Source organism: Providencia sp. PROV174 (genome assembly GCF_028480685.1).
Lineage (GTDB): Bacteria > Pseudomonadota > Gammaproteobacteria > Enterobacterales > Enterobacteriaceae > Providencia > Providencia rettgeri.
Window position 1 is genome coordinate 37,722 of sequence record NZ_JAMPOT010000007.1, and the last position, 26,587, is coordinate 64,308.

General features: G+C 40.9%; 19 protein-coding genes. 12 read left to right on the plus strand and 7 right to left on the minus strand.

Annotated elements, in window-relative coordinates; translation table 11 throughout:
• Window positions 1-16: 16 nt before the first annotated feature.
• From hutU to PSE60_RS03885, 9 genes are all read left to right on the plus strand, one after another.
• Window positions 17-1,696: a urocanate hydratase gene (hutU, locus tag PSE60_RS03845; protein ID WP_272664613.1), complete on the plus strand. Its 1,680-nt coding sequence runs from the start codon at window positions 17-19 to the stop codon at window positions 1,694-1,696.
• 12 nt (window positions 1,697-1,708) lie between these two features.
• Complete coding sequence (gene hutH, locus PSE60_RS03850) at window positions 1,709-3,241, plus strand: histidine ammonia-lyase (RefSeq protein WP_272664614.1); 1,533 nt, start codon at window positions 1,709-1,711, stop codon at window positions 3,239-3,241.
• 89 nt (window positions 3,242-3,330) lie between these two features.
• Window positions 3,331-4,722 (plus strand): amino acid permease, encoded by a 1,392-nt coding sequence (locus tag PSE60_RS03855; protein WP_272664615.1) that lies wholly within the window; start codon window positions 3,331-3,333, stop codon window positions 4,720-4,722.
• A gap of 213 nt (window positions 4,723-4,935) precedes the next feature.
• Window positions 4,936-5,868, plus strand: coding sequence for a 50S ribosomal protein L3 N(5)-glutamine methyltransferase (gene prmB, locus PSE60_RS03860; protein ID WP_210836390.1), 933 nt, complete (start codon window positions 4,936-4,938; stop codon window positions 5,866-5,868).
• A gap of 115 nt (window positions 5,869-5,983) precedes the next feature.
• Window positions 5,984-7,072, plus strand: a complete 1,089-nt coding sequence (gene aroC, locus PSE60_RS03865) for a chorismate synthase (RefSeq protein ID WP_272664616.1) — start codon at window positions 5,984-5,986, stop codon at window positions 7,070-7,072.
• A 176-nt stretch (window positions 7,073-7,248) separates the two neighbouring features.
• On the plus strand, window positions 7,249-8,052 hold the full coding sequence (locus PSE60_RS03870) for a TSUP family transporter (protein WP_004912371.1): 804 nt from the start codon (window positions 7,249-7,251) through the stop codon (window positions 8,050-8,052).
• A gap of 17 nt (window positions 8,053-8,069) precedes the next feature.
• On the plus strand, window positions 8,070-8,618 hold the full coding sequence (locus PSE60_RS03875) for an elongation factor P hydroxylase (protein WP_109911530.1): 549 nt from the start codon (window positions 8,070-8,072) through the stop codon (window positions 8,616-8,618).
• A gap of 28 nt (window positions 8,619-8,646) precedes the next feature.
• On the plus strand, window positions 8,647-8,919 hold the full coding sequence (locus PSE60_RS03880; RefSeq protein ID WP_210836397.1) for a YfcL family protein: 273 nt from the start codon (window positions 8,647-8,649) through the stop codon (window positions 8,917-8,919).
• 69 nt (window positions 8,920-8,988) lie between these two features.
• A complete protein-coding gene (locus tag PSE60_RS03885) occupies window positions 8,989-9,507 on the plus strand; it encodes a GNAT family N-acetyltransferase (protein WP_272664617.1) in 519 nt (172 codons plus the stop codon).
• Window positions 9,508-9,511: 4 nt separating this feature from the next.
• On the opposite strand, the gene mnmC is transcribed toward PSE60_RS03885, so the two are convergent.
• Complete coding sequence (mnmC, locus tag PSE60_RS03890; RefSeq protein WP_272664618.1) at window positions 9,512-11,554, minus strand: bifunctional tRNA (5-methylaminomethyl-2-thiouridine)(34)-methyltransferase MnmD/FAD-dependent 5-carboxymethylaminomethyl-2-thiouridine(34) oxidoreductase MnmC; 2,043 nt, start codon at window positions 11,552-11,554, stop codon at window positions 9,512-9,514.
• Between the two features lie 201 nt (window positions 11,555-11,755).
• Here mnmC and fabB point away from each other — a divergent pair, with 201 nt between their 5' ends.
• Window positions 11,756-12,970 carry a beta-ketoacyl-ACP synthase I gene (fabB, locus tag PSE60_RS03895; RefSeq protein ID WP_210836399.1) on the plus strand — a complete coding sequence of 405 codons (1,215 nt, stop codon included), beginning with the start codon at window positions 11,756-11,758 and terminating at the stop codon, window positions 12,968-12,970.
• Between the two features lie 55 nt (window positions 12,971-13,025).
• Here the strand turns inward: fabB and PSE60_RS03900 are convergent, their stop codons facing one another.
• The 4 genes from PSE60_RS03900 to PSE60_RS03915 form a co-directional block, all read right to left on the minus strand.
• The gene (locus tag PSE60_RS03900; RefSeq protein ID WP_272664619.1) at window positions 13,026-13,487 is read right to left on the minus strand and encodes a hypothetical protein; all 462 of its coding nucleotides are present in this window, start codon (window positions 13,485-13,487) and stop codon (window positions 13,026-13,028) included.
• 555 nt (window positions 13,488-14,042) lie between these two features.
• Window positions 14,043-15,548, minus strand: coding sequence for a tripartite tricarboxylate transporter permease (locus PSE60_RS03905; RefSeq protein WP_272664620.1), 1,506 nt, complete (start codon window positions 15,546-15,548; stop codon window positions 14,043-14,045).
• 11 nt (window positions 15,549-15,559) lie between these two features.
• Window positions 15,560-15,991 (minus strand): tripartite tricarboxylate transporter TctB family protein, encoded by a 432-nt coding sequence (locus PSE60_RS03910; RefSeq protein ID WP_210836402.1) that lies wholly within the window; start codon window positions 15,989-15,991, stop codon window positions 15,560-15,562.
• A gap of 11 nt (window positions 15,992-16,002) precedes the next feature.
• Window positions 16,003-16,977: a Bug family tripartite tricarboxylate transporter substrate binding protein gene (locus PSE60_RS03915; protein WP_210836404.1), complete on the minus strand. Its 975-nt coding sequence runs from the start codon at window positions 16,975-16,977 to the stop codon at window positions 16,003-16,005.
• A 311-nt stretch (window positions 16,978-17,288) separates the two neighbouring features.
• Between PSE60_RS03915 and tctD the strand changes: the two genes are divergently transcribed.
• Both tctD and PSE60_RS03925 read left to right on the plus strand, forming a co-directional pair.
• The gene (tctD, locus tag PSE60_RS03920) at window positions 17,289-17,957 is read left to right on the plus strand and encodes a transcriptional regulator TctD (RefSeq protein WP_272664621.1); all 669 of its coding nucleotides are present in this window, start codon (window positions 17,289-17,291) and stop codon (window positions 17,955-17,957) included.
• Window positions 17,954-19,381, plus strand: coding sequence for a sensor histidine kinase (locus PSE60_RS03925; RefSeq protein ID WP_210836407.1), 1,428 nt, complete (start codon window positions 17,954-17,956; stop codon window positions 19,379-19,381). The genes tctD and PSE60_RS03925 overlap by 4 nt, the downstream gene beginning before the upstream one ends.
• A gap of 65 nt (window positions 19,382-19,446) precedes the next feature.
• On the opposite strand, the gene PSE60_RS03930 is transcribed toward PSE60_RS03925, so the two are convergent.
• Window positions 19,447-21,537, minus strand: a complete 2,091-nt coding sequence (locus tag PSE60_RS03930; RefSeq protein WP_272664622.1) for a hypothetical protein — start codon at window positions 21,535-21,537, stop codon at window positions 19,447-19,449.
• Window positions 21,538-21,777: 240 nt separating this feature from the next.
• A complete protein-coding gene (locus PSE60_RS03935) occupies window positions 21,778-26,442 on the minus strand; it encodes a tetratricopeptide repeat protein (protein WP_272664623.1) in 4,665 nt (1,554 codons plus the stop codon).
• Window positions 26,443-26,587 lie beyond the last annotated feature (145 nt).

Consider the following 26,587-nt stretch of genomic DNA (forward strand, 5'->3'; position numbering starts at 1 on the left):
AAAAGAGGGTATACAAGTGACAGCACTGAATAATAAATATCGAAATATCGAAATTAGGGCACCGAGAGGGAATACATTAAATGCCAAAAGTTGGCTGACAGAAGCTCCATTACGCATGTTAATGAATAACCTTGACCCTGATGTTGCAGAAAACCCTCATGAATTAGTGGTATATGGCGGTATTGGGCGAGCAGCACGTAATTGGCAATGCTATGACCAAATTGTCGAGTCCCTGAAGCAGCTTGAGAGCGATGAAACGCTGCTGGTTCAGTCAGGTAAGCCTGTCGGTGTTTTCAAAACCCATGAAAATGCACCACGTGTTTTAATCGCCAATTCAAATCTCGTACCACATTGGGCAAATTGGGAGCATTTCAATGAATTAGATGCGAAAGGTCTTGCCATGTATGGGCAAATGACCGCAGGTAGCTGGATCTATATCGGTAGCCAAGGCATTGTTCAAGGAACGTATGAAACCTTTGTGGAAGCCGCTCGCCAGCACTTTAACGGTGATTTAACTGGGCGTTGGGTATTAACAGCAGGGCTTGGTGGAATGGGGGGAGCCCAACCTCTTGCTGCCACACTGGCGGGTGCCTGTTCATTGAACATTGAGTGCCAACAAAGCCGTATTGATTTCCGTTTAAGAACTCACTATGTGGATGAACAAGCGGCTGACCTTGATGATGCGTTAGCGCGTCTGAAAAAATACACATCGGAAGGAAAAGCCATTTCTATTGCACTATGCGCCAATGCCGCTGAAATTCTTCCTGAGCTTGTCAAACGTGGGGTAAAACCAGATATGGTGACCGATCAGACAAGTGCTCATGACCCTTTGAATGGTTACTTACCCATTGGTATGAGCTGGGAAGAGTACCGTGAACGCAGTGTTCAAGACCCGCAAGCCACTGTATTGGCTGCAAAAAAATCTATGGCTGAACATGTTAAAGCGATGCTGGCATTTAAACAGCAAGGCATTCCCACCTTTGATTATGGAAATAATATCCGTCAAATGGCTCTGGAAATGGGCGTAGAAAATGCGTTTGATTTCCCCGGTTTTGTACCTGCTTATATCCGCCCGCTATTTTGTCGCGGTGTTGGTCCATTCCGCTGGGTTGCGTTATCAGGAGATCCTGAAGATATCTATAAAACAGATGCGAAAGTGAAAGAGTTACTGCCGGATGATAAACACTTGCATCGCTGGTTGGATATGGCTCGTGAACGTATTAGTTTCCAAGGTTTGCCAGCGCGTATTTGCTGGGTTGGTCTTGGGGAACGCGCTAAATTAGGTTTAGCATTCAATGAGATGGTAAGAAGCGGTGAGGTTTCAGCGCCGATTGTTATCGGTCGTGATCACTTAGATTCAGGTTCAGTAGCCAGCCCAAATCGTGAAACAGAATCAATGAAAGATGGTTCTGATGCAGTTTCAGACTGGCCATTACTTAATGCGTTATTAAATACAGCCAGCGGGGCAACGTGGGTGTCTTTACATCACGGTGGTGGCGTAGGTATGGGCTTCTCTCAGCACTCTGGCGTGGTAATTGTGTGTGATGGAACGGATGAAGCAGCAGAGCGCATTGCCCGAGTACTGCACAATGACCCTGCAACTGGTGTCATGCGCCATGCCGATGCAGGCTATGACATTGCTATCGCATGTGCGCAGGAAAAAAATCTTAATTTACCGATGATTAAAACACGTTAAGGAGTGCCATTAATGACTAAGTTAACTATTCACCCAGGAAAAATGACACTCGAAGACCTGCGTATTGTTTTCCAACAATCGGTAACAGTGGCATTAGATAAACGCGCTCACGGTGCTATCGAGAAAAGCGTTGCGACGGTCAATAAAATTATTGAAGAAGATAGAACCGCTTATGGTATCAATACCGGCTTTGGTTTACTTGCTAATACGCGTATTGCGACTAAAGATTTACAATCATTACAACGCTCTATTGTGATGTCTCACGCTGCTGGTGTGGGTGAACCGTTAGATGATGACCTCGTGCGCTTAATCATGGTTCTCAAAATTAATAGCTTAGCGCGTGGTTTTTCAGGGATCCGCCTTGAAGTCATTAATGCTTTGATTGCATTAGTAAATGCGCAAGTTTATCCATTTATTCCTGCGAAGGGGTCAGTGGGGGCTTCTGGAGACTTAGCGCCATTGGCTCATATGAGTTTAATTCTGTTAGGAGAAGGAAAGGCGCGTTACGAAGGCAAATGGATTTCAGCGAAAAAAGCGTTAGAAAAAGCAGGGTTAGCGCCACTAAAATTGGAAGCCAAAGAAGGTTTAGCGTTATTAAACGGCACGCAAACATCGACGGCTTTCGCGTTGAAAGGGTTATTTGAGGCAGAAAAATTGCTGCTATCTGGCATTGTTTGTGGTGCGCTTAGCGTTGAAGCCACATTGGGCTCTCGCAAACCCTTCGATGCTCGAGTGCAAGAAGTTCGGGGGCAAAAAGGGCAAATTGATGTTGCGGCGATGTACCGTGATGTTTTATCACCGACCAGTGAATTGGCGAAGTCTCATGAAAACTGTGTGAAAGTGCAAGATCCTTATTCATTACGTTGTCAGCCGCAAGTGATGGGCGCTTGTTTAACCCAAATTCGCCAAGCAGCTGAAGTGATATTAATTGAATCGAATGCTGTGTCGGATAACCCGTTAGTCTTTACTGATAATGGCGATATTATTTCAGGCGGTAACTTCCATGCAGAGCCTGTCGCTATGGCAGCCGATAATATTGCGCTGGCATTAGCAGAAATCGGTGCGTTATCCGAACGTCGCATTGCATTACTGATGGACACCCACATGTCACAGTTGCCACCTTTCTTAGTGAATAACGGGGGGGTTAACTCAGGATTTATGATAGCTCAAGTCACCGCGGCTGCATTAGCCAGTGAAAACAAAGCATTAGCCCACCCTTCGAGTGTTGATAGCTTGCCGACATCAGCCAACCAAGAAGACCACGTATCGATGGCGCCTGCGGCGGGTCGTCGTTTATGGGAAATGGCAAAAAATGTCACGGGTATTTTAGCCATTGAATGGCTTTCAGCGTGTCAGGGAATGGATTTCCGTGAAGGTTTGAGGTCGAGCGAAACCTTGGAGAAGGCACGTAAAACATTGCGTGACCAAGTGGCTTACTATGATAAAGACCGTTATTTTGCCCCTGATATCGAAGCGGCAATTAATTTAATTAACCAATATAAACTGTCTGCGCTGTTCAAGGCTGGCGCTGTTTTCCCTAACTAGTTTATCAAGCAAATAAAAGGTGGCCGGCAATGTACTGGCCGCCTGAAGTATTTATCTGCACGACAATAAAATAATACGAAGGATAAATCATGCAAAGCACATCACAACTTGCGCGAGGGCTTTCTGCGCGTCACATTCGATTTATGGCTTTAGGTTCTGCGATTGGTACAGGTTTATTTTATGGTTCAGCTAAAGCAATAGAAACCGCTGGGCCTGCGGTATTACTCGCTTATATTATCGGCGGTGCCGCTGTATTTATGGTCATGAGAGCACTGGGTGAAATGGCGGTCCATCGACCACTTGCGGGGTCGTTCTCACAGTACGCCAGCCATTATTTAGGGGCGAGAGCCGGTTTTTTTGCGGGTTGGACTTATGTTTTTGAAATGCTCATTGTTTGCTTGGCAGACGTGACGGCATTTGGTGTATATATGAAGCTGTGGTTTCCTGAGGTTGCACAGTGGATCTGGGTGTTGAGCATTATTTTCTTTATTGGTGCAATAAACCTATGCCATGTGAAAACCTTCGGCGAAATGGAGTTTTGGCTGTCAATCATTAAAGTTATCGCGATTATTGCGATGATTGTTGGTGGGGCCGCCATAATGATGTTTGGTTTTGGCCAAGCGGCTGACCATGCGGTTGGGGTATCGAACTTATTTATTCACGATGGATTTATGCCAAATGGTATTGGTGGGGTGATTGCGTCCTTTGCCGTGGTGATGTTTGCGTTCGGGGGTATTGAAGTTATTGGTATTACAGCGAGTGAAGCGAAAAACCCTGAAACCACGATTCCAAGAGCGATTAATGCAGTACCAATTCGTATCTTACTCTTTTATGTTCTGACTTTATTTGTCTTGATGTGTATTTACCCATGGAACCAAATTGGGCAGCAAGGTAGCCCGTTTGTGCAAATTTTCGATAGCTTAGGTATTCAATCTGCGGCGAATATCTTAAATATTGTGGTAATCACTGCGGCAATTTCGGCAATTAACAGCGATATCTTTGGTGCTGGGCGTATGATGTATGGCATGGCACATGAAGGACAAGCACCAAAAGCCTTTACCAAGCTGACAAAAAATGGTGTACCTTGGATGACGGTATTAGTGATGGTCGCGGTATTGCTGGTGGGTGTGGTATTGAACTATGTCATCCCTGACGATGTGTTTGTGGTGATTGCGTCAATTGCGACGTTCGCAACGATTTGGGTATGGTTGATGATTTTACTGTCGCAGTTTGCAATGCGTAAAAAAATGTCGCCAGAAGAAATTAGCCAATTAAAATTCCCTGTGCCTATGTGGCCTGTCGCTCCTATTTTAGCTATCGCATTTATGGTATTTGTCTTTGGTGTCTTGGGGTATTTTGAATCGACACGAATTGCATTATATGTCGGCATTGTTTGGTTAGTATTACTGACTATCGCCTATGCACTTTGGGTGAAAAAACCAGCGAAAGAGGCGGAAGTGGTACTGCAAAACGAAAGCTAGTATTGTGACTTCCTTGCTGAACTTATTATTTTTCTTCACGCCCTTTAGCTAAAATAAAGGGCGTTTTTACGTCTAAACCTGTTTTAATAAGTGTGATAACCAGATTCCCTCGGCAAATTTTATTACATTAATCTGCTGATTTGTCTTTCACTTCGTGGCAAACTTTAGCTATTCATATATTCCCTTTCAAAATACAGGCTGGAGAACCCCTTCTTGGAAAAGATTTTCGTTGATGAAGCCGTTGCAGAACTTCATACCATTCAAGATATTTTACGTTGGACGATGAGCCGCTTTAATGCTGCCAATGTGTACTATGGTCATGGTACAGATAACCCATGGGATGAGGCGCTACAATTGGTGTTACCAACACTTTACTTGCCTCTAGACCTGCCCGATGAGCTATTAACATCTCGCTTAACGCCAACAGAACGCCACCGCATTATTGAGCGAGTCTTGCGACGTATTAATGATCGTATTCCGGTTGCATATCTGACTAATCGCTCATGGTTCTGTGGCCATGAATTTTTTGTTGATGAACGAGTGCTTATTCCTCGCTCGCCAATTGGTGAATTAATTAATAACCACTTTGTTGGCTTAGTGGCGGATGAACCACAAACTATTCTTGATTTATGCACCGGAAGTGGTTGTATTGCGATTGCTTGTGCTTATGAATTCCCTGATGCAGAAGTCGATGCGGTTGATATTTCAAGTGATGTGCTAAGCGTTGCTGAGCAAAATATTGCTAATCATGGTTTAGAACACCGGGTGATACCGATTCGCTCTGATTTATTCCGTGATATGCCAGAGGTCAAATATGACCTGATCGTGACAAATCCACCGTATGTTGATGCGGAAGATATGGACGATTTACCGGAAGAGTTTCGCGTCGAACCTGAATTAGCACTAGCTGCTGGAAGTGATGGTTTGAAACTGGTGCGTCGTATTTTAGCGAATGCACCGCGTTTTCTGACGGAAGAAGGGGTTTTAGTGTGTGAAGTGGGTAACAGCATGGTTCATCTGATTGAACAATATCCTGAAATTCCATTTATTTGGCTCGACTTTGAATACGGCGGTGATGGTGTGTTTATGTTAACTCGTGAACAACTTGTTGAGCATCACGCACATTTTGAGCTTTATATCGATTAATCAACAGTTGCGTGATGTTCTAAGATCATGTAATCAATAATAACGACACAACGATATAATAATTAACAACCAAAATTCTTGATAAAACAAGAATGGCTTAGAATAGGAAACTCCGATGGCAGGAAATTCAATTGGGCAACTGTTTCGTGTGACCACATTTGGCGAGTCACATGGCGTTGCATTAGGTTGCATTGTCGATGGGGTTCCCCCAGGCTTAGCACTGACAGAAGCAGATTTACAAAAAGATTTAGACCGTCGTCGCCCGGGAACATCACGTTATACGACTGCGCGCCGTGAGCCTGACCAAGTGAAAATTTTATCAGGTGTCTTTAATGGTGTGACAACCGGAACTAGCATTGGCTTACTGATTGAAAACACTGACCAACGCTCGCAAGATTATGGTGCAATCAAAGACGTGTTTAGGCCCGGCCATGCAGATTACACTTATGAACAAAAATATGGCCAGCGTGATTACCGTGGTGGTGGTCGCTCATCAGCACGTGAAACGGCAATGCGTGTTGCCGCAGGCGCGATTGCGAAAAAATATTTACAAGAAAAGCTCGGCGTGCAAATTCATGGGTGTTTAACGCAAATGGGGTCAGTCGCATGTGAAATTAATGACTGGTCAATCGTCGAAGAAAATCCATTTTTTTGTCCAGATCCTAGCAAATTAGAGGCTCTTGACGAGTTATTGCGCGGTTTAAAGAAAGAAGGTGATTCGATTGGCGCTAAAATTACCGTTATTGCAGAGCATGTGCCTGCGGGCTTAGGTGAGCCGGTATTTGACCGTTTAGATGCCGATCTCGCTCACGCGTTGATGAGTATTAACGCGGTGAAAGGTGTGGAAATTGGTGATGGCTTCGGTGTTATTGCGCTCAAAGGCAGTGAAAACCGTGATGAAATTACCCGTAATGGCTTCACATCAAACCATGCAGGCGGTATCTTAGGCGGTATTAGCAGTAGCCAGCCTATTATTGCGCATATTGCGTTAAAACCGACATCCAGTATTACCGTTTCAGGTAAAACACTCAACCGTGATGGCGAAGAAGTTGAAATGATCACCAAAGGGCGTCATGACCCTTGTGTGGGGATCCGTGCAGTACCGATAGCAGAAGCGATGATGGCGATTGTTCTAATGGATCACTATTTACGTCATCGTGGTCAGTGCGCGGATGTAACGCCAGCAATGGAACCGTTTGAGTAATCGTTTTACTGTATGTTATGTAGTGCTACGGAGCGGCCTAATTAGGTCGCTCCATTAATGATGAAGGTTCGGATGAAGCCTCCTAAAAATACCTCATCTAGGTTGTGATATTACCAAACCTGTTTGGCGATATATTCACATCAACATCATGATATTTCTTCTCTTTGGATAGTAAAATGGATTGGCTAACCGCCGTTGCTCCTGAAGTTTACGCTTTACTCTTCTTTGTTGCGCTATTTGCAGGGTTTATTGACTCCATCGCGGGTGGTGGTGGGCTATTAACGATCCCAGCTCTGTTATCCGTGGGAATCACACCAGTTGAAGCGTTAGCAACCAATAAATTGCAAGCTGTTGGCGGTTCGTTTTCTTCAACACTCTATTTTGTCAGGCGCAAAGCCATAGATTTACGAGAACAATTGTTTCCGTTCATTATGACCATGATTGGTGCCATGCTGGGTGCGATTGTCATTCAAATGATTGATACCGCGTTCTTAAAACAACTGTTGCCTATCTTGGTGATTTGTGTCGGTTTATACTTTTTATTAACGCCATCAATCGGTGTGCAAGACCGCCAACAACGAATCAGCATGCCATTTTTCGGGGTGGCAATTGGGATGACACTGGGCTTTTATGATGGTGCATTTGGCCCCGGAACTGGTTCCTTTTTGGCATTAGGCTATGTTCTGCTGCTCGGCTATAATCTTGCTAAAGCCACCGCCCACGCGAAGTTACTTAATTTTGCCTCTAATTTTGGCTCTTTAGTGTTCTTTATTATCGGGGGTCATGTTCTTTGGGCATTAGGTTTTGTTATGCTAATCGGCCAAATGGTTGGCGCTCGTTTAGGTGCGCGTTTGGTCTTAACCAAAGGACAAAAACTGATCAGGCCAATGATCGTGGTGATTTCGTTACTGATGAGTATTAAATTACTCCATGATAGCCATGGTGACGTGATTAAAGCTTGGTTTCTCTCATTATTTTAAGATGATTTAAATTATTCATGAGTACACATAATTATCAGGATCTAATCAATATCTTTGATGAATGTTTTGGTGTGACATATAACACCAGGCTGGTAAAAGGGGATGATGAACCCATTTATTTACCTGCTGATGAGGCTGTGCCTTATCATCGTATCGTATTTGCACACGGTTTTTTCACCAGTGCGCTGCATGAAATCTCACATTGGTGTATCGCAGGGGAAGCAAGGCGCCAGCAAGTCGATTACGGCTATTGGTATTGCCCAGACGGTCGAGATGAAAAAACACAGTGTGAGTTTGAAGTGGTAGAGATTAAACCTCAAGCGCTAGACTGGCTGTTTTGTGTTGCTGTTGGCATTCCATTTAATGTCAGTTGTGACAACTTAGAAGGGGATTTTGAGCCTGACCGCATTGCGTTTATGCGCAAAGTTCATGCGCAAGTGATGCTTTATTTAGAAAATGGTATCCCTGAACGCCCATTACGCTTTATTAATGCGTTACAATTGTTTTACAATACGCCACCTCTTTGTGCAGAAGCTTTTCCTTATCCGGAAGATATTTTTGCCTAATGAACACACATTTAAGTAAGGATTAAGCATGCTTGCGGATTTAGAAACACGCATACTAACGAAGATTGATGATATGGTTGAGCACGCGAGTGATGATGAACTCTTCGCTGGCGGCTATTTGCGTGGTCACTTAACCCTTGCTGTGGCTGAGCTGGAAGAAGAAAACGAAATCAGCTCTGAAGCATTATATCAACGTGTCGAAGTCAGTATTCAAAATGCCATCAAAGCTGGCGAATTGACACCACCAGACCAAGTACTGGTATTAGATATGTGGAAAAACTTATTAAATAACGCAATTTAATTTGTAATGTTATACATTGAAAGCGGGGAAACCCGCTTTTTTGTTAGCTAAATTTTGTTGTGAGTAAAAATGATGGCGAATATTCGTTTAGCAATCCCCCTCGATGCCAAACATCTTCCTACCGTAGAAATTTCTGCAGGGCAGGCATTCACGAGTATCGAAAAATATCAATGGCTTGCCGAAGGTGATGGGCAAACAGAGCAAGACCACCTCGATTTCATTTCCGAGCAATTAGAATGGGTTGTAGTGAATGATTGTGATGAACCAATTGGCTTTATCAATGCTGAAGATCATCATACTAGCCTACATATTTGTGAGGTTTCTGTCTGCCAGCAATGGCAGGGGCAGGGGTTGGGTAAAAAGCTGATTAAGCAGGTCCTTGATGCCGCTTTGGCACGGAATATCACGGTAGTGACATTGACCACTTGCCGTGATGTACCTTGGAATGCACCTTATTACCAACGCTTAGGTTTTAAAATTCTTGAAATTAATGAGTTAACCACCGAGTTACAGGCTATTTTACAGTCTGAAGTCGAGGCGGGGTTTGCCGCTGAAGACCGTTGTGCAATGGCTATCTCATTAACATAAGGTATTAATAAGGGAGTTTAATCGGGCGACCTAATAATAATTTCCTTACCCAAAAACGGTTTGGGTTCAATTCTGCAAGGGTTTCATCGTCAAGCGGAAGTATTTGCCCAAAAATTTGAGCAGCGAGCAATTCCGCACAAAGGGGGGCAGTGGATAACCCTCTTGACCCTAATGCCCCAAAAATAAATAAATTCGGGTGCACAGGCGCTAATGCAATAGGTTGTTCTTTGGCTATTTTACTGGGTAAATCATGGTAATGTGCCAGATGTTGTTCAAAATCAGGCACATTGCCTAATAAAGGGAAGTGGTCGCGGATAACACAACGAATACCTTGGCGTGAATGTTGCTGCGAGATGTCGATGTCCCTAGGCCAAGCCACATCAGGTAGGTTATCAATTAGTTTTTGGCGGTTTCCTTGTTGCTCTTCTTCACTATAATCTAAATCAAGTCGCTCACGTTGGTAGCTAGCACCTAAGCAATGTTGTGTACCAGAGGCATCGGCAGGGGTTAAATACCCTTCAAAGCACAGAACATTTTTCAGTTGTTGTAAGGTGTGATTGGTGGGAATGTGGCTCACTTGCCCACGCACAGGTGAAATGGGTAAATTGCTGGTTTGAGAAAATTGACGCAGTTTGTGCCCATTGGCAATAACGACAGTTGAGTGAACACGTGTTAGCTCGTTTTGCGATCCTGTTACCTCAACCAATAGCTGCCAATCTTGTTCAGTTTGTTTTAATTCCACCACATTATGTTCAAAACAGAAGGTAACGCCTTTTTGCTGCAAATATTGCTGCAAACTCTCACAAAATTGGGCAGGGCAAAGCCATCCTCCAGACGCATAATGAATGCCATCATGGTTGACATCAACGCCACAAATATCACTCAGTTGTAGACGGTTTTTACCCATAGCAAAATCGTCAGGCCACTCGGTTTCTAACATTCCCGCTATTTTACGAGCCACTTTATCGTTATACGCTAATTGGCTGACACCGCACCATTGCCCTTCAAATGCGAGCCCTTGTTTTTCCAATTGATGGTAAAAGCGGGAAGCAAAAGGGAAAGCACTGACAAAAAAGCGCTCAAGTGGGTCGTTATTGCCGGTGAGTAAGGGGTAAATAGCCCCTTGGCGATTGCCTGACGCATTTTGTGCAACTTGGGCATCTTGGCAGTATAAGGTGACTTTAGCACCACGGTTATGAAGAGCGTAAGCCGCCGTTAAACTGGCGAGCCCACCGCCAATGATAGCAACATCCGTTGGGTTGTCTGCTTTTCGTCTTGCGAACCAAGGGGTTGGAATATCAATTTCTTTTTCAGCTAATACTCCAGTTAACATTTCTCGCTTGTTACCAAAGCCTTTGACTTTTTTAAGGGTGAAACCCGCTTGTTGCAGGCCTCTCTTGACCGCACCTGCCACGGTAAATGTCGCAAAAGTCCCATTGAGACGGGCTAACGTTGCCATATTAGTGAACAGTTGTTCATTCCACATTTCGGGGTTTTTTGAGGGGGCGAAACCATCTAAAAACCAAGCATCTATCTTATTGTTTAAGTTGTTTTTTAGTAAAGATATTTGCTCATTAACATCGCCAAACCATAAATCTAATATGATATGGCCATTTTCTAAAATGATCCGTTGGTTACCCGGTAAGGCTTGTGGCCAGCTTTCACAAAGGGTTTGCGATACGTCAGCAAGCTCAGGCCAGCAGCGATGTGCAGCGATTAAATCTGTTTTTGTTAAGGGGTATTTTTCGAAACTGATGAAATGTAGTTGCTGCAATGCTGCATTTGGATTTTCGGCTTTAAATTGGTTAAAAGATTGCCATAATGCTAAAAAATTCAAGCCTGTACCAAACCCTGTTTCGGCAACTACGCAGGTTGCAAAAGGGTGCGTCGCAAAGCGGTCAGGAAAATGATTTCCTTGCAAAAATACATGGCGAGCTTCTTCTAGGCCATCTTGGTTAGAAAAATAGATATCTGCAAACTGTTCAGACATAGGAGTACCTTCGTCATTCCAGCTTAGGCGTGCGGTTTGTACAGCGTTCTTTTTCACGGTAAGCCTACATTGTTTATATAATTTCTAAATTTTACCGCTGATATCGGTGTAAGGCTACCGCCATAAAAATGTCTTATTAGCGTCACAAAGAAAAAAATACAAATATTTACCCTGATCGGACTTGTTCAGCGTACAAGTGTAAGCTAAAGTGACAACCTGTAATCCCGCAATCATATAATTATAGTCATGAGGTAACGAATGAAGCGTGCAGTCATCACTGGTCTAGGTATTGTTTCCAGCCTTGGTAATAACCAGGAAGAAGTACTGGCTTCTCTGAAGGAAGGTCGTTCCGGGATCACTTTCTCAGAAGAATTCAAAGAGGCAGGGCTACGTAGCCATGTCTGGGGTAATGTCAAAAACTTAGACCCGAAAGACTTAATCGACCGTAAAATCTTCCGTTTTATGAGTGATTGCTCCGCCTATGCTTATTTATCAATGGAACAAGCGATTGCGGATTCAGGTTTAGCAGAAGAACAAGTTTCAAATTTACGTACAGGTATCGTTGTTGGTTCTGGTGGTGGTTCTCCACGTAACCAAGTTGCGGGTTCTGACGGTATGCGTGCCAAAGGTTTACGTGGTGTGGGCCCATACATGGTAACTCGTGCAATGGCATCGGGTATTTCTGCTTGTTTAGCAACACCGTTTAAAATCAAAGGTGTAAACTACTCAATCAGTTCTGCTTGTTCAACATCAGCGCACTGTATTGGCCATGCGGTTGAATTGATCCAATTAGGCAAACAGGATGTCGTTTTTGCTGGTGGTGGTGAAGAACTGAGCTGGGAAATGACCTGTGAGTTTGACGCGATGGGCGCATTGTCGACTAAATACAATGAAACGCCAGACAAAGCATCAAGAACTTACGATAAAGACCGTGATGGTTTCGTTATCGCAGGTGGTGGCGGTATCGTCGTCGTTGAAGAGTTAGAGCACGCTTTAGCTCGTGGTGCGCATATCTATGCTGAAATTGTTGGCTATGGTGCAACGTCTGACGGTGCAGATATGGTTGCGCCATCAGGTGAAGGTGCTGTACGCTGTATGCAAATGGCAATGCAAGGTGTTGAAAAAATTGATTATATCAATACACACGGTACATCAACACCAGTGGGTGACACCAAAGAGTTAGAAGCTATCCAAGAAGTGTTTGGTAGTAACTCCCCAGCAATTTCTGCAACGAAAGCGATGAGCGGTCACTCATTAGGTGCTGCGGGTGTCCACGAAGCAATTTACAGCTTGCTAATGTTAGAACACGGCTTTATTGCACCAAGCATTAATGTCGAAAATCTAGATGAGAAAGCAGCAGGCCTGAATATCGTGACTAAACCAACGGAGCAAGCGCTGGAAACAGTCATGTCTAACAGTTTTGGTTTCGGTGGAACTAACGCCACATTAGTGATGAGCAAATACAAAGCATAATTTGTATCGTACTAACTAATTTAATAGACGAGAACCCCGGTTCTCGTTTTTTTGTTTAATCACTACCTCCGCTATCTCCTCCCCCTGAATCGGATGATGAACAATCTGAACTTGAATTATCATTAGAACAATAATGGTTGCTTGAGCGGTGATTATTATCACTGGATGAGCAGTCATAATAAGGGGGCGTGTAGCTTGAACTCGAATTATTTGAATTCACTCGATATGCAGTTTCCTTCACATTTTTACGCACTTCAAATATTTGACTTTTGCCTTTTGACCAACCAATAGTCACCAAAGTGGTATTTTTCTTTACGCTGATATACAGCATTTTGCCACAAAAAATATGCATTTTACCCAGAGCTTTTATTTGGATATAACCGCTATCTTTTTCCGTGATAGTTACGGGTTTTTGGCTATAAATGGTGTAACGGTCACCATAGACATCAATGGTACGCGTATACGCTAACGGTTTCGGCTGGATATTAAAAAGGATGAAAAGTAATCTATCGAACATTATATTTAATATTTTAATGAATGAGCCTAACAAAATAATTCATCAAAAGTCTTTCTTCACTCGTCTTTGTCTGATTAAACAGTTGTAGTTCATTGTTCGAATAATAAATCATCACTTTATGCAATTTTTGGTAGGGTATTTATGCCATGATGACGACGAGATTAAAGACATTAGGGGATTATATGAATTTCACAAGATGTAGATATTGGAAAAATGACTTTAATATTTTAACGCATCGTGTACTTAAAATTATTACCACGAAATTTAGTAACATGATTTATAGAGTGAGAAATTGTTCTATTTCCTGCCCATTATTTACTAAAAAGCACACAAGTAGGCAACAGATAAACGGCCATATACTGCCTAATTTTATCTATCGAAACGAAGTGATAGCCAGTGCTAGCCAAGTCATTCGTTCTCATGAGTCGCTGTACTCAACATATTAAAAATAAAGTCGAAATACAAAATTTAAGTAAAAAAATGCCCCAAAATCACACTGGGGCAAAGTTTTACAGAGATTGTATGAACAGCAGTTATCGTATGAACAACCGTGAATTATGAAACAGAGGAATGTTTACGTTTACGAATACGTTTTACAATAGGCGGAAGAATTAGTACTAATACCGCCAGTGTTAATAAACTTTGAGAAATCGTACTGCTCCACAGAATATCGAAATTTCCATTACTGATGGATAATGAACGGCGTAAGTTTTGTTCTAGCATTTCCCCCAATACAAACCCTAAAATTAATGGCGAAAGTGGGAAGTTCATTTTTCGTAGAATAAACCCAAATACGCCAAGCCCCATCATGAGTAACAAATCAAATGTCGTACTGTGAACGGCATATACCCCGACAGCAGAAATGCAAGCAATCGCAGGGACTAAAAACCATAATGGAACCGTTAACATACGCGTGAATAAGCCAATTAATGGAATATTCATGATGAGCAGAACTACGTTAGCAATTAACAAAGCTGCAATTAACCCCCAAACAATATCAGGTTGCTCAGTAAACATACCTGGGCCTGGGGTGATATTATAGAGCGTTAGCGCCCCCATCATTACCGCAGTTGTCCCTGAGCCCGGAACGCCAAGGGTTAACATCGGGATAAATGAACCACACGCAGAGGCATTATTGGCCGCTTCTGGTGCAGCGACACCGCGAACATCACCATTACCAAAATCGCCTTTTTCGCCACTGATTTTCTTTTCAGTCATATAGGTGATAGCACTGGCAATGGTGGCACCGGCACCCGGTAAAACGCCAACAAAGAACCCAATGAAAGAGGAGCGTAAAGCAGGGCCAGCACACGCTTTGGCCTCTTTGCGATTAAACAGCATTCTACCTGTTTTACGGATCAGTCCTTGGCCTGTTGCCGTGCCTTCTAGCATCAATAAAATTTCACTAACAGAGAACAAACCAATAACTACGACGATAAACTGCACACCATCTGATAAATGTACGCTATCAAAGGTAAAACGATATTCCCCAGAGTTGGCATCTACACCCACAGTAGCAAGTGATAAACCAATTAATGCCGCTAATAGCGATTTAATTGGGTTTTGGCTCATCATACTGCCCAAACAGGCGATAGCAAAAACCATCAAAGCGAAATACTCAGCAGGCCCGAAAGCCAAAGACCATTGCGCTAATAAAGGAGCAAATAAAATAATACCCACAATCGCAATCGTTGAGCCAATGAATGAACTCACCGCAGAAATTGACAGTGCAACGCCACCTTTACCTTGTTTTGCCATCGGGTAACCATCTAGTGTGGTCATGATTGCCGCGGCATCGCCAGGGACGTTGAGCAATATTGATGAGATGCGCCCACCATATTCACAACCTAAATAAACCGTGGCGAGTAAGATTAATGCAGACTCAGCTGGTAATTTAAGTGCAAAGGCCAGTGGTAGCAAAATAGCAACACCATTAATGGGGCCGAGGCCGGGAAGCATCCCAACAATAGTACCAATAAAACAGCCAATTAAGGCGATCAAGATATTTTGAGGAACAAGAGCAACCTCAAAACCTTGTGATAGGTACATCCAAGTTTCCATGATTTCGTTCCTTAATTAAGCAAGCTACCAATAGGTAAGGTTACATCTAGCCATTTATCAAAGGCATAGAATAGAAAGATACCTAAGACGGGGCCGGAAATAATCGCGGCGATAGGCGTTGCACCAAATAGCAGAGCAATACTGATGGTGAGTAAACTGGTGGCAATCGGGAATCCTAACCATTCAAAAGCCCATGCATAGATAACAAGTGCAACGACTAACAAAACTAAACGACGTAATACATAGGGTTTTGGCCATTCAACGGCTTCTTGCTTGCCAAATAGTAAGGCAAGGGCACAAAGCGCCATTAAAGAGAGTATGACAACCGGAAAAGGGCGGGGGCCCAGTGGTTCATAACTAAACTCACTTTGGATCCCCCAACCAATATAAATTCCGATAGCACACAGTATTAGCCAAACTATGGCAAATATGCGTTGGCTCATCGCTCACTCCGTTATTTAGCTAAACCGAAGGCACGGGCTTGTTCACGATATTGCTCGATTTCTTTTTTGACATAGCTATCGAGTTCTTGCCCGGTTAAGTTGTATTCAAATAAGCCGCGGAGTTCGCGCTGTTTTTTGAATTCGTCGGTTTGTTGCAGTTTTTGGAAGGCTTCAACCCATTGGTTATAGTCGGCATCAGACACTTTGGGCCCCATATAGAAACCGCGAATGATTGGCCAAACGATGTCATAGCCTTGTTCTTTAGCTGTTGGGATGTCAGATAAACCATCTCCAAGGCGTTTGTCTGAGTAGACAGCAAGGATACGAATTTTGCCTTCATTGATATACGGCGTCATTTCGCTGATATCCCCTGAAAGGACTTGAATATGGTTACCCAGTAGTGCCGTTAAGGTTTCTCCGCCCCCTTCAAAAGCCACGTAACGCATTTTGCGAGGGTCAATATCAATGGCTTTGGCTAATAAGGCGGTTTTCATCCAATCTTGGCTACCAATCGACCCTCCTGCACCAAAGACAATGCTATTAGGATCTTTTTTGAAGGTATCCATTAAATCTTTAAGAGTCTTATACGGTGAGTCCGCACGCACGGCAATCATACCGTAATCGCTTCCGACACTAGCCAGCCAGCGCACATCATTTTCGTTATAGCGACCAAACTTACCTTGAGCAAGATTGAGTAAAGAACCGCCGGAGAAAGCAACAATGGTGCCAGGTTCTGCAGGGCGTTGAGCGACAATGGCGTTATAAGCGACCGCGCCAATACCGCCAGGCATGTAGGTCACTCGCATTGGTTTTTCGATTTCTTTGGTTTCAAGAAGAGACACTTGTACTAATTTACAGGTTAAATCAAAACCACCGCCAGGTTTGGCGGGGGCAATACATTCTGTTCGTTCAGGTAGGGCATTTGCTTGGTTGATGCCAACTAAAAATATTGCTGTTGCTAAGGCCTTCTGTGTGAATTTTTTCATTCTTTTTTCCTTACTAAGACAATAATTAGAGGTATATATTGTTTACTTCTTGTTGTGTTGGTATGGCATCATTGTCTGATGAAGCTTTCATTTACCTTTCATTAACAAATATTATTATTTTTATGTGATATATATCAGATTGTTTTGTATTTTTGCTTTTTTGTTATGTTAACTTAATGTTAAATTAATCACGTTAATGGTGTTTATTAACAATAGTTGTGATGGACACAGTAAATATGCGCACATTTGCTTTCCATTCATTCAATGGAATGCCAACGTATACTGATAAATAATTATAATGAGTATGCGGAATGAGAATTTTATTGGTTGAAGATCATGACGAATTGTCATTATGGTTACAGAAGGCTTTGTCGTCATCTGGGTTTGCAGTTGATGTTGCTAGTGATGGCGCGATAGCAGACCAGTTATTACAAACTGAGCACTATGAATTGGTCGTGTTAGATGTATCACTCCCGAGAATGAGCGGGCTTGAGGTATTAGCGCAAATGCGCAAACGTCATCAAGAAACGCCAGTCTTGTTATTAACGGCGAATTCAGACGTAGCCGACCGAGTACAAGGGCTAAATGCAGGGGCTGATGACTACCTGACAAAACCTTTTGATATTGCGGAATTAGAAGCGCGTCTTCGCGCTTTATTGCGACGTAGTCAAGGGCAAGTGAATGAATCACAACAGTTTGGTTTACTCAGTTTCCATGAGGACGGTTATTTCTTATTAGGACAAGAACCACTTGGCTTGACGCCAAGAGAATATGCGGTGTTAAACACCTTATTTCATCGACGAGGGCGCCCTGTTTCTAAAATGCAATTATTTGAGCAGGTGTTTTCGCTGTCAGATGAAGCCAATTTACAAAGTATTGAGTTATATGTTCACCGTGTTAGAAAAAAACTTGCCGGTTCGGATGTTAACATCAATACCTTACGCGGATTGGGATACCGATTAGAGCAGTGTAGTGTATGAAATTAGTCTCTCATCCACGCTCTCTCTTTCATCAGTTGCTGCTCTTCTTCGGTATCCCCCTCATTTTATTGGGAAGTTTTTCGGTTTATACGCACTACTACAGTGCAAAAAATGCCGCAAACTTAGCCTATGACCGCACATTATTAGCTTCAGCTCGAACCGTCGCGGAGCGCTTGCAAGTCGTCGATGGGCACCTCTCAGTCAGTGTGCCTTATGTCGTGCTTGATAGCTTTGAGCTGAATAATAATGACCGAATTTTTTATCAAGTTATTTCCCCGGACGGTGAAACTATCTCTGGTTATGATGACTTACCGCCGATTCCCCCGTATTGGATGCGCTCACAGCATTATACTGCGCTAGTTTATTTTTATGATGCGCAGTACAAAGGCTTACCTATCCGCATTGCTGCATTTTATCAACCCATTAATGAAGGCGGTATCACCGGGATGGTTGAAATCCGTGTGGCGGAAACAGTTTATTCGCGACAAGATCTTGCTAATCAATTATTAATTTCTGCACTGATGAGCCAAGGCACTGTGGTGTTTTTAACTTTGGTACTTGCCTATATTTTGCTTAGCAAGTTATTGGCACCGCTAAAAAAATTATCCCATTTAATGTTAAGCCGTTCCGCTAATGATTTAACCCCATTGCCTGATTTACTGCCGTGGTCTGATTTATCACCATTAATTGATGCATTAAACCGCTATATTTCCCGCCTAAAGCGGATGGTTCGACGGCAAGAACGGTTTAGTGCGGATGCCTCTCACCAACTTAAAACGCCGCTAACTGTTCTCAAAACACAGGTTTCTGTCGCGATTAATAGTCAGGATGAAACCCAAAGGCAACAGAGTTTACAAGCCATTGATAAAACTCTTGATAACACGATCAATTTGACGGATAGGCTTTTGCAGCTATCACGCTTAAAAGCCCATGAGAAAGAAGCCATTACACAGTATCGCGCCATAAATTTGGTGGATATTGTTCACCAAGCCTGTTTCACTCGGTTACCCCAAGCAGAAAGCCAACACATTGATTTAGGTTATGAAGGTGCGGAAACGGCATGGATTAAAGGCGAGCCTATTTTATTAGCAGAGATGTGTGCAAATTTAATTGATAATGCTATCAAATATACCCCTGCAAATGGAGTGGTCACCGTTCGTGTGGTCAGCAGTGATGACCATCTTCATTGGATTTTGGAGGTAGAGGATTCAGGTCCTGGGATCCCAGACGCTAAAATTAACCGTTCTATGGAAGCTTTTACTCGATTAAATAACGCGTTAGGAAAGGAAGGTGCAGGACTAGGGCTTGCTTTAGTGAAGGATATTGCCAGTTATCATGGTTCTGAACCACAGTTATTAAAAAGTGAGTTACTTAATGGATTGTTGGTTAGAATTGCATTTAAAGCAAGCCAAGCGCCACACTGAAAAGAACGCCCTAATTAGGGCGTTCCATTAGTGACAAAGTTTAAGAATAATAAAACTTGATGCACTTAGTTTCGTATTGGTACTAACACCTGTGGTAGTGTGTTATTTGAAAGCTCTGAGTTAAAATTACTGCTTGTCATTTGTTGTGAGAAGCCGGCTATGAATCGGATTAATGTGTCTGCGAGATTATAATAATCGTTAGTATTTGTAGGTACGTTATGTATGCCCAGCAGGTGTATTTTTCCTTTTTGTTCCATAAGTAATTTTTTTTCTCTTATTTTTGAGTCAGTTTGGTATATTTCCTTAACCAAAGAAAGTGTGTCTTTATGGGACCATTTTCTATCGCGATAGTCCAAATGCTGATAAATAAATTCTGTTAGATTTATTTCTTCATCTTTTTTTTGATTCATTAGTGTATTTCGTTTGTCAATATCTATTGACATATCTGGTTTTTTTTTCAAGTTAATCTTTTCATTAAGTGATTCAATTAAAGAAGTAGTATTTCGTAATGCATTTATTTTATCGCCAATCGTTTGGTAATAATTTCCCTCACTGGTTTCAGAGGAAATCGATTTTAATGGAACAAAATTATGAATCTGAGAAATATAAGTATCTGCTTTCATATTTAGATTTTCATATTCTATTGTTATATTAACGTCTTCTTCATTAATATTAATAATGAAAGGCATCGGACTAGAATATTGAGAAGATAAATATAAGTTATTATTTAGTTCTAAATTAATGAGTCTCAGGGAAACTTTTGTTTTTATTAGATAATCATAATGCTGAGATATTAAATTTTCAATGTCGTTACGGATTTTTTTGGGGTTTTTCAGTATCGTATTTTCAGCGAGATAATTAGATAAATTATCCTTTATGATAGACATGTCGTTTTCTAATTTATCTATTTCGTGTAAGAATGTCTGTTTGTTTTTATATAGATTCGCTTTATTTTTTAATTCAATTTGAATTCGTTGGTAAATTAGGCTAAATAATTTGTCTAATTTATTTTCGATGTTTTTATGATATCTTTCTTTATCAACATAAATAAATGGAGGCATTAACTCAGAAGTTAATATTTGATTTTTTATGGTTAATTCAATGTTAATTTTAAATCTATCAAATGATTTTAATGACTCAGTAAGCAAACTAAACTTATTATTATTTGATTGGCTTTCGATAAAAGCATTTCTGTCGAATTCTTTATAATTGTTAAAGTGTTTAATGGTGTGATTTAAATTTTTATGGTTTTTTATTTCTTGTATGTTTGAAGTTAAATGTTGAATTTCTGCGTTGTCAGCATTTAGTTCTAAAATATATTTACTTATTTTATTAATAGTGTTTTTATCTTTATGATAATTAGAGTTTTCATTGTTTAGGCTTTCTAGTGATTCTTTGATTTTATTTGTTGTATCTTTGTGGGTTATAGCTAATTGCTCTGCTTTTAATTCAAGTTTGTACGTTTTATCTATAATAGATAACCTTTTTTCTTGAATATCGACTGTTTTTTCTAAGTATAGTTTGAATAAAACATCGGTATCATCTAACACTTTATTAAAATTATTGACTTCTATATTTATAGAGTCTAAAAGATCAACGATTTCTTTAGGTGTATTTTTTTCTTTTGAATTAAATATGTTGTGTACCTGATCGTTTAGCTCCAATAGCCTTTTAATATCTAAATCTGATACCTCTATGGATTTATATTGAGATAATTTTGTTTTTAATTGGCTGGTTAATTCTAAAATGTGTTCTTTATCACCTAGTGAAGAATTTTTAGTGGTATTGTTTTGGAGGGTTTTATTATATTCATTATTTGCTTTATCTAGTGTGTTTAATTTATCCATTTGTTTGATTAATAGGTTTCTAACTTCAGTTTCTATGTACTGTAATTTGAACCATTCTACGCTTGTATATTTTACATGAGTTTGTAGCTTGCCAATTTTATTTAGTATTTTAATATAAATATTATTGCTTTCTTTTAAGTTTTCATGGGAATCTTTGACTATCTTTTTTAAACGAGAAGCGTCATTGAATGGTTTTTCAAAAATTGATAGGGTTGCAGAATGATTAGTTTCCTGAGATATATTGTGGTTGTTTATATTACCTTGTGGTTTTTCTTTTTTGTTTAAATTTGATATTTGGTTTGTATTCATAGTAAACACTCCATGTTAATGATTATTAGACCTGCATGTAAACAGGTTTAATATAATCGAACAAAAGGAGAGAGACTAATTTTTATTTTATATAAAAATACGATTAATATAATTTGAATTATTAGCCAATAATTTTTTAAATTATATTATAGATGGAAGTTATGAAATGTTTTTATCTGGTTATAAAAATGATAGTTGTAGATAAAGGCGCCAAAGGAAATTAGCGCCTTCATAGTTCAATTAGTTATGAATTAGACTGAAATCCCACTCTTTGAGAGCTTTAATGGAATCCTTATCTTGGTACTTAGCACCCAGTTCAAGGTAATCATGGGCTTTTTGGATATCTTCCTTGGTTTTGTTACCTACCCAGCCGTTATAGTACATATAAGCGAGCTTATATTTTGCCATAGCGTGGTGGTTACCTTGTTCAAGGTCTGTCATATCGTAATATTTTGCTGCGCGGACATAATCTTTTGGCATGCCTTGGCCAAAATAGAGCATATCCCCAGCTAAATGTGCAGTATTACTGTCATTTTGTTGCGCGCCTAAATCAAAATAATAAAGCGCTTTCGGGAAGTCTTTTTCAATGCCACGCTCATTATCTTTACGGTAAAGATTGCCTAAAATATTATAAGCACGAGGGTAGCCATTTTTCCCTGCTAATTCATAGTAGTAGATCATCTTTTGTGTATCTTCGGGGACACGTTCTCCGCGTGCGTAAGCGATACCTAATGAAAAGGCTGACATTTTGTCTCCTGCCTCAGCTTCGACTCGCTGTTTTTCAATTTGCTCGGCAAAACGGCCATATTTCTCGTAGGCTTTTTCATCGGCAACTTGTTTCTCAACCTCTTGTTTATCTTGAGCTGAAAGTTTATCCATTAGCTCAATAGAACTTGGTTTTTTATCAAGTTGCAATGCGTAGTAATAGGCTTGTTTGGCATCACCTTTTTCTACATATGCTTCATAAATTGCGTCAAGTGCATATGTTGGATGGTAATATAACGAAATTTTATACCATTCGATGGCTTTGTCGATATTGTTATCAACATTGCAATCGCCTTTTAAATAGGTGGTTCCCATCTCTTCAGAAAGACTTTCTGGATAATGAATATAGTGTTTGTCGGTATTTTTCTGGAAATTGCTTTTTTCAATCCACTCCTTCAAATATCGGCTTGCTTTATCCATATCTACATTATCGCTGTTGCTACAATATTTACCGGGGTAATAGATCTGATAGAGCTTTTTGGTTGCGGCTAAATCGCCCTTATCATAAGCCTGTTGTAAATAAGTTAAGGCTCGAGTGTTATCACTATTGGCATAATAGTGATACAAGTTCACTAGTGCTCCGGTACGATGGTTTTCTTCACTGAGTAGCAACGCTAAATATTTTTGTTCATCTTTGGGGCGGTTGAGCTTCCTTTTTTCATCTTTAATCCCATCTCGATACAAATCCACCAGCGCATTGAAGGCGTTATTAGAAAGTTTCTCATCGGTTGATTTCATACCTTCTTGTAGATATTGAATGGCTAAATCATATTCAGGAGAGCCAGAAAGAATTTCGCTATCATATAAATGAGTTTGGGCTAATTGAATTTTAGAGAAAAGGTCTCCTTGAGCCGTACCTTCAATGTAATTCTGACGTTTTGCTTGGCTATCTTCAGTCACTGAATCAAGGGGTTGATAAGCGGCTAAATTGCCAGCCTTGATACTTTTCTTATACCAATCTTGCGCCGCGAGATCTCTACCGCGCGAACTATACCAATCCCCGAGTTTAATATAAGCGGCTGTATCGCCTTTTTGGGCAGGAACAACGAGGGTTTCATAGACTTCAATATAATCATCAACCCGTTTTGGATTAGAATGTTTGCGTAAATAAATGATGGCTTCATCCCAATCAGGTGCCATTAACCAAGCGTTTTTTTCGTCATTTAGCACGCCCATATAGCGCATCTCACTATAGAGTGCGATGGCGTAGTCATTCCCTTCATCACTCGCTTGTTTTAGGTATTTAGCCGCTTCAAAACGATCTTCCTTGACACCTTGGCCATAGAAATAAGCTCGGCCCACTTTGTATTTTGCAGAAGGGCTGTCATTGAGCGTTTTCATGCCAATATCATAATCATCCATGTACTTGATGAATTCATTACCCCAACTGCCTGATTTAAGGTAATACTCACGTGCTTTTTGTCGATTAGGCTGAACAAGCTGGCTACCTTTTAAATATTGATGTGCCAGTTTACGGGTATAGTCTTTGCTACCAAGGGCGGCTAATTGGTCGTAATAACCTAATATTTTCGCTTTATTGGCATCAAGGTATTGATCTTGTTGGTAATAATCAATGAGCTCTTCAAGTGCGCTTTCTTGATTGAATTTTGCACTTTTCTCTAAATATTCAAGCCATTTTTTCTGATCGACTTTCTGTCCATAATTACCATATTTATATGCATTGGCCAGTGTGCGCAACGCGTCAGGGTCGTTTTGCTTCACTTTTACTTGAATATTGGCAAACGAGGCTTTAGATTTTTCAATTTCTCGTTTACGCGATTTTAAAAAGCTATAATCAGGGTCAGAAATTTGGTTGTAATAGAAAAGGGCGGTATCATAATTGGCATCTTCCCCGTAGTTACCGTCTTGGTAAATTTCCCCTAACTCATATAAGCAGCGGTTGTTTTTAAGTGCTGCACATTTTTTATATTGAGGAATTAAATCTTTTTGAGTCAGTCCAGTAATTTGTTGGAAGCGAGATTTATAATACGCCTTATCATTGTGATAAGTGACGCCATCAAGGTTTTGTGCGATATATAAATAAGCGGATGCACTGCCTAATTCTGCCGCCTTTAAAATATAATCGTATATTGGTTTTATTTCAGCATCACTTAACGTGTCAACTTGAGTTAATTGAGTCAGTTTATTGATCCCATATAAATAGGTGATATCAGCATCATGATTAATGAGTGGCTCAATTAATTTTTGTGCCTCAGCATGGTTATCATATAACGCCATTTTTACCAAAATTGCTTTTGTGTCAGCGCGATTTAAACCAGTTTTTAACAAAACATCTTGAGCGATTTGTAGCTCATGTGGGCGTAATTCAGCTTGTGCTTGAGGTGAATGGAGTACATTGACAACTAGGTTAGCGATTTTATCGGTTTCTGTTGGTCGGTATTTTAATAATGCAGCGGCATAATAAACTTGGCTATTATAATTACGATTAATTGATTTTTCATATAAATCAAAAGCGTGATCGCTATTTTTTTCTGCATCCTCTTTGAGTAAATAATCAGCATATAAATAAGCTAAGGAATAATTTTCGCGTTTAATGACATCCTCTTTGAGGATATCGATAATCGTTTTTTCATCGATAAGTGCTTTAATATCATAGCGATAATATAATTGTACTAATAGGCGCTCAGCGGTTGATGGATAACCGTTTGCATTAAGGTTGTCGATGAGTAACTTAGCCGCTTTTTGCACATCCTGCTTAGTACCAAATGCAATAATATAATAACGTGCTAATTGCACTTGAGCATCATAAGTGGGATCTATACGATTTGCTTTTTCTAGAGCAGCGAAGGCTTTTTCTGGTGAAAACAACGGACTGCCTTTAACACTATAAACATCACTGGCTACCATTAAAGCTTCTGCGGAGTTCGGATATTTTTCTATTAAAATAGGGGTGTATTTAGCGACAGTATTACTGAGTTTTCGGGTTGGAAACTCGTAACTGGAAATCGCTCGTTGATTGATGGTAACTAGCGCGTCTAAATCACCAAGATCTGCTGCAGCGGTGAGATATTTTTCAGCTAAAGCGTCATCACGCTTAACGTCGCTAAATGTACTGCCTGAATAGACTTTATAAGCCTGATACATTGCGGGAGGATATTGGCCTTCAGCGGCATCAGTTAAATCCTGAATACGATCTTTGTCGGCTTGGTAATTTAAATATAAGGCTTTAGGTTGTTTGGCCTCTACAAGCGGCCGGATATAAGCCATCGCACGGTTTTTATTTCTCCGCACGCCATCGCCAGTCATATATTTTTGGTACAGAGCATAGATAGCGTTCTCGTCACCACGGCTAGCACGCTCTTCTAAATTAGTGATGACTTTTTGTTTTTCTTCTTCTGTTTGTGAGCCATACAATGATAAAGCTCCTGGTTCTAATTCACTTGCGTCAGAAATGTATTCTAGCGCAGAGGAAAAAGAGAGGCGTTCGTACTTTTTGGCTAGTAACGGGTTCGGTGGTACGCCGTTACCGCCATCTTCATAAATTGATGCGAGTAACATCGCGGGTAAGGGAAAGTCGTTGCTAACAAGCGGTGTTAATATTTCAACGGCTTTTTTACTGTCATTCTCTATGTCATGAGCGATATAACCCAAGGCAAATTTGGCCAATCTTGAGCCTTGGTCAGAGGCCAACGTAAAATATTGGCGAGAGAGTTCGATATTTTGCGGTACTTCTTCGTATTTATCAGCTAAATAAATACCTCCAACCATTTCTTGTGCTTCTTTTACACCGAGGTCAGCGGCTTTAGTTAAAGAGGTTAACCCATTTTCATCTGTTGAAGTGTCTTCTATTAGGTGTTTATAACGGAAAAAGCCAAGGTTATATAACGCATTTTTATTGTTAGCTTCCGCCGCTTTAATTAGCCAGTTTTGAGCTGCCACATCATCGGCTTTCGTGCCAATACCGTCTTTATACATCATCGCTAAGGCGAAAGCGGATTGTGAGTCTTTCTCTGCGGTTTTTTGGAATTGTTCAAACGCAGCTTGAGATTCACCTTGTTGATATAAATCATAGCCTAATTGTGAGGGAGAGGATGAGTTGGTGGTATTGACGAAATAAATGCCAATGGCTACAGCAATTATTATCAATACGAGCAACCCAACTTTAAACGGCTTAGTCATTGTCATTCCTTATCATAGTGGTTACTTGCCACGATCCATTTAGATTTATCGCGCTATAACGGCTTATTGAGTGGAGTTGATACTCCTAAAGGGGTATTTGATTTTGCTTAAGTCTAATTGGAATTTCAGAAGGTTCAATCGGATT

Coding starts and splice junctions, on each gene's coding strand:
- tctD (WP_272664621.1), top strand. CDS start 17,289: ATGAGAATTTTATTGGTTGAAGATCATGACGAATTGTCATTATGGTTA.
- PSE60_RS03870 (WP_004912371.1), top strand. CDS start 7,249: ATGGATTGGCTAACCGCCGTTGCTCCTGAAGTTTACGCTTTACTCTTC.
- hutH (WP_272664614.1), top strand. CDS start 1,709: ATGACTAAGTTAACTATTCACCCAGGAAAAATGACACTCGAAGACCTG.
- PSE60_RS03930 (WP_272664622.1), bottom strand. CDS start 21,537: ATGAATACAAACCAAATATCAAATTTAAACAAAAAAGAAAAACCACAA.
- PSE60_RS03910 (WP_210836402.1), bottom strand. CDS start 15,991: ATGAGCCAACGCATATTTGCCATAGTTTGGCTAATACTGTGTGCTATC.
- PSE60_RS03855 (WP_272664615.1), top strand. CDS start 3,331: ATGCAAAGCACATCACAACTTGCGCGAGGGCTTTCTGCGCGTCACATT.
- PSE60_RS03880 (WP_210836397.1), top strand. CDS start 8,647: ATGCTTGCGGATTTAGAAACACGCATACTAACGAAGATTGATGATATG.
- PSE60_RS03925 (WP_210836407.1), top strand. CDS start 17,954: ATGAAATTAGTCTCTCATCCACGCTCTCTCTTTCATCAGTTGCTGCTC.
- PSE60_RS03915 (WP_210836404.1), bottom strand. CDS start 16,977: ATGAAAAAATTCACACAGAAGGCCTTAGCAACAGCAATATTTTTAGTT.
- PSE60_RS03900 (WP_272664619.1), bottom strand. CDS start 13,487: ATGTTCGATAGATTACTTTTCATCCTTTTTAATATCCAGCCGAAACCG.
- PSE60_RS03935 (WP_272664623.1), bottom strand. CDS start 26,442: ATGACTAAGCCGTTTAAAGTTGGGTTGCTCGTATTGATAATAATTGCT.
- aroC (WP_272664616.1), top strand. CDS start 5,984: ATGGCAGGAAATTCAATTGGGCAACTGTTTCGTGTGACCACATTTGGC.
- PSE60_RS03905 (WP_272664620.1), bottom strand. CDS start 15,548: ATGGAAACTTGGATGTACCTATCACAAGGTTTTGAGGTTGCTCTTGTT.
- PSE60_RS03875 (WP_109911530.1), top strand. CDS start 8,070: ATGAGTACACATAATTATCAGGATCTAATCAATATCTTTGATGAATGT.
- PSE60_RS03885 (WP_272664617.1), top strand. CDS start 8,989: ATGATGGCGAATATTCGTTTAGCAATCCCCCTCGATGCCAAACATCTT.
- fabB (WP_210836399.1), top strand. CDS start 11,756: ATGAAGCGTGCAGTCATCACTGGTCTAGGTATTGTTTCCAGCCTTGGT.